The 4,480-nt window shown below is 24.0% G+C and carries 2 protein-coding genes; one reads left to right on the top strand and one right to left on the bottom strand.

Annotated features, from left to right (window positions below; all coding sequences use genetic code 11):
• The first annotated feature begins 166 nt into the window (after positions 1-166).
• Positions 167-2,791, top strand: a complete 2,625-nt coding sequence (locus Q0K19_RS14875) for a hypothetical protein (RefSeq protein WP_297249334.1) — start codon at positions 167-169, stop codon at positions 2,789-2,791.
• Between the two features lie 66 nt (positions 2,792-2,857).
• On the opposite strand, the gene gatB is transcribed toward Q0K19_RS14875, so the two are convergent.
• Positions 2,858-4,309 carry an Asp-tRNA(Asn)/Glu-tRNA(Gln) amidotransferase subunit GatB gene (gene gatB, locus Q0K19_RS14870; protein WP_297249332.1) on the bottom strand — a complete coding sequence of 484 codons (1,452 nt, stop codon included), beginning with the start codon at positions 4,307-4,309 and terminating at the stop codon, positions 2,858-2,860.
• Between the last annotated feature and the right edge of the window lie 171 nt (positions 4,310-4,480).

Raw genomic sequence — 4,480 nt, 5'->3', positions numbered from 1 at the left:
AACAAGCAACAAGCAACAAGCAACAAGCAACAAGCAACAAGCAACAAGCAACAAGCAACAAGCAACAAGCAACAAGCCTAAATTTATTTTCTAACCTAAATTTATCTAAATACACAAAAAAAATTTATCAATTTAAATACTATCTATGTATTTTATGGAGTAATTTATGAAGAATAATAAATTATTTTTATCAATATTAATAATATTTATAGCTGCCTTAATAATTCTTATTGCATTAGGATATAAAACAAGAATCGGATATTTAACAGAATTTAAATTTGATGAATATCATATAAATAGAACTTTAGAATTAAATGGATTAAACATAGATGAAGTAAAAAAAACTTTCACTATAGATAATACATTAAATAATGAAGCCTTAATAAATTACATATTTACAAATGAAGCCATTACAAATTATAGTTATGGTTATAAAGTAGGTTATTATAGTAAAGTTTTTAAACATAGCGATTTATATGGGGTTTATCCTAATACAAATAAAATTTTAATAGATAATAATTTTCTTAAAGAAATAAAAATGGATAAACCTGGAAGTCCTTTTGGTAATTTAATTTCAGAAAAAATATTAAAATACGATGAAAAAATAGATAATATAATATATACATTAAAAGTTAAACAAAAATTATTGATGACAATATTTATATTATTAATATTATTGAGAATTATAATAAATACTAATCTATTAAACATGAAATTTGTAATTGAAGATTTTATTTATAATTACAATTTACCTAAGTATAATGATGAAAATACTTATAATTCTATACATACTTTTATAAATAATTTTCTAATTTCATTAACAATAACAATAATATCTATATTTATTTTTAAAATTTTAAATTTTGAAGATATCAAAATATATGGAATTTCTTTGATTATAATTACATTATCATTATATTTTCTAAATAATATAAAAATAAATTATTTTTATAAAATATATAATGAAATTTTTTCTAATTACTCTGGTAAAATAATAGTCTTATTAATAATAACAACTTTCACATTATCAATCCTTAATACATTCATTGAACTTAGAGAATGGAAATATCCTTCTTTTTTACAGTCCTGGTATGAATTATTGATTAATGGAAATATTAATCTATTCTTAATAGAATTAATATTTGCTTTTTTGCTTTTCTTTTTTGTAATAAAAAATACTAATAAACTTATAACAATATTTTTAGCAATAATTTTTGCAATTTTTATAATATATTGTGAATATTTTCCTAAAGTATATGATGTATGGCATCATGTAGCACATTTTACATCAGCATTTATGGTTTATAATAATATTCCATATCAGCAAAATATGTACAGTATACTTGGTCATTATGCAATCTTGATGAAACCATTTTTTCATATATTTGGTTTTAATGTAAAAATATATTCTATTTTAATTACAATATTATCAGGCATATCAATTATATCTATAATACTTAGTATATTTATATTAGTAAAAGATAAAGTTTATATTACTATAGGATTACTATTAACATTATTTTCAAGCATATTTTTTATATCTTATGTACAATATATAGCTATAAGACCTCTAAGAATATTTTTTCCAAGTATTATGATATTATATATGACTGTAGTTGGCTCTAAAAAGAATATATTATTTTTGATAATAGGATATTTATTGGCATCTTTAAGTATTTTATGGAATGCAGAAACTGGCATTGTATTATCAATATCATTATTAATAGCAAATATATATATTTATTGTTATGATTATACTTTGAAAGATAAAGAATTCTATTTTAATATAATAAAACAATTTATTTTTTTAATAGCTTCTATTTTATTTTCTTATGCTATATTAAACATTTTTAATGTATATTTACTTCATGGTGAACATCAAACAATTGAAGATTTATTGTTTCCATTATTAACAGGACAAGTAAAGTATACTGAAATAAAAATTAATAAATTTTTTAATTATTGGCTTATAGTTGTTTTATTTTTTTTAATACCATTTTTATTCTATTTAAAAGAAATGAGGATATTTAAAAATCACTACCATCAAAATATAAAAAATTATTATCCAACAATAATATATATTTCAGTATCAGCATTAGGAGTATTCTCTTATTGTATAAACAGAACAGCATTTTTTAACAGCACAATAATTTTTCCAATGATATTAATAATAATGCCATTTTTACTATATAGACTTCATATATTATATTTTAATGTATATAAAAATACAAATTTCAAACAAATTAAAAATATAACACTATCCTTGCTCATAATAGGAATGTTATTCACTATGTTTATGTCAGTAAATAATTATAATATATTTTATAAATATTTAGTTAATAAATTAGATAATAATATTTTTAAAGAAACCAATGTGTCTACCAAATTTTACAGCTATATGATTAATAAAGATAAAAGTGATGGAAGAGATGTTGTCATAACTGAATTTATGAAAAAATATGGATATAATGGCATAGCTTCATTTGGAGGATATTTTGAATATGGTTATGCTAATTTAAATTGGACTAATTCTTTAATACTACCAAATATGAGTGATTGGTGGAATCCTTCATTTGGTTATAGTAATGCTATAAAAATATTTTTAGATAAACAACCTAATATATTTTTATCTGAAGAAAAAATATATGATCCACCTTTTTATATTAATAATGATTATATATCATGTATAAATAATTTTAATGAATTTGTAAAGAAAAATTACACAAACATACCTACTGAATATCAAAAATATAATTTATATATGTATAAAAAAATAGATAAAAGTCAGTAAAATTCAATATAAAAAAGCCTAACTATTATTTAATAGCTAGGCTTTATTTATAATATTAAATATTAATTATTCGCTTAAAATTTTTCTTAAAACTTCATTAACAAGTTTAGGGTTACCTTGACCTTTAGTAGCTTTCATTGTCTGACCTACTAAGAAGCCGAATGATTTTTCTTTACCTGCTTTGAAGTCAGCTACTGATTTAGGATTTTCTTCTAAAACTTTTCTTATTATTGTTTCAAGCTCGCCAGTATCGCTAACTTGTTTAATACCTTTTTTCTCAACTATAGCAGAAGGAGCTTCTCCTGTTTCGCACATATCTTCAAAAATCTCTTTAGCTATTTTACCGCTTATAACATTTTCATCTATAAGTTTGAAAATCTCCCCTATATGCTCTGCTTTAGGTTTGAAATCTTTTATAGTTTGAAGTTTTTTGTTTAAGTAAGCATTAACTTCAACCATTATCCAGTTGCTTATTTTCTTAGGCTGTTTAGGATAAGCTTTAACTGCTGCCTCATAATAATCAGCTAATGCAGCATCTTCTGTTAATACAACTATATCCTGATCCGGTAAGTCATAATCTTTTTTAAGTCTTTCGCGTTTTTGCTGAGGAAGTTCTGGAAGCTCTTTTTTAGCCTGCTCAATCTCTTCATCTTTTAACACTAAAAGAGGTATATCTGGGTCTGGGAAATATCTGTAATCTGCAGCACCCTCTTTTGAACGCATACCTTTAGTAGTGTTTTCTTTAGCATCGTAAAGTCTAGTTTCTTGTAAGATTTTCTCGCCGTTATTTAAAGCTTTAATTTGTCTTTTAATCTCATAATCAATAGCAAGTCTTACATTTCTAAAACTGTTCATGTTTTTAACTTCAGTTTTAGTTCCAAGTTCTGTACTTCCTTTAGGACGTATAGAAACGTTAGCATCGCATCTCAAAGAACCTTCTTCCATGTTACAATCAGAAACATCAATATATTTGAAGATTTTTTTAAGTTCTGTTAAATATTGATAAGCTTCTTCACCAGTAGAAATATCCGGTTCGCTTACACATTCAATCAAACAGCATCCGGCACGGTTTAAGTCTACATAGCTTAAAGGTCTTCCTGTATCATCATGCACAAGTTTACCAGCATCTTCTTCCATGTGTATTCTGTTTATTCTTATGCTTTTATTATAAGAAGAACCATCATCATTAAGTACAGTAATATCAAGATGACCTTCTGTACAGATTGGTTCATCCATTTGAGTAATCTGATAGTAGGAAGGCAAATCTGGGTAGAAATAATGTTTTCTAGCAAATCTGCTTTTCTTTTGAATAGTGCAGTTAGTAGCAAGTCCTGCTTTGATAGTTTTATGCACCATTTCTTTATTAACTATAGGCAAAGTACCAGGGTGAGCCTGACATCTTGGACAAGTAAGAGTGTTTGCAGGAGCACCGAAAGTGTTTGGGCATGAACAGAATGCTTTAGTTTTAGTATTAAGCTGAACATGCACTTCTAATCCTATGACTGCTTCATATTCCATATTTATTAATCCTAATTATTAAAGTAATTTTTAAAATATTATGTTTATTTTATATGAATTTTGATTTTTTTTCAAGTATATCAAAAATTTAAAAATGTTTAAGAGCCATAGATATTGCACACTTTTAGTTTAAAAAAAAGATGGTATTCCTTATAATTTATAATTGCTACA

The organism is uncultured Brachyspira sp. (genome assembly GCF_944393015.1).
Taxonomy (GTDB): Bacteria; Spirochaetota; Brachyspiria; order Brachyspirales; family Brachyspiraceae; genus Brachyspira.
This window is presented reverse-complemented; position numbering and strand designations above follow the sequence as displayed.

Excerpts from the sequence above, each read along its gene's own strand:
- Q0K19_RS14875 (WP_297249334.1), top strand. The coding sequence starts at position 167 with ATGAAGAATAATAAATTATTTTTATCAATATTAATAATATTTATAGCT.
- gatB (WP_297249332.1), bottom strand. The coding sequence starts at position 4,309 with ATGGAATATGAAGCAGTCATAGGATTAGAAGTGCATGTTCAGCTTAAT.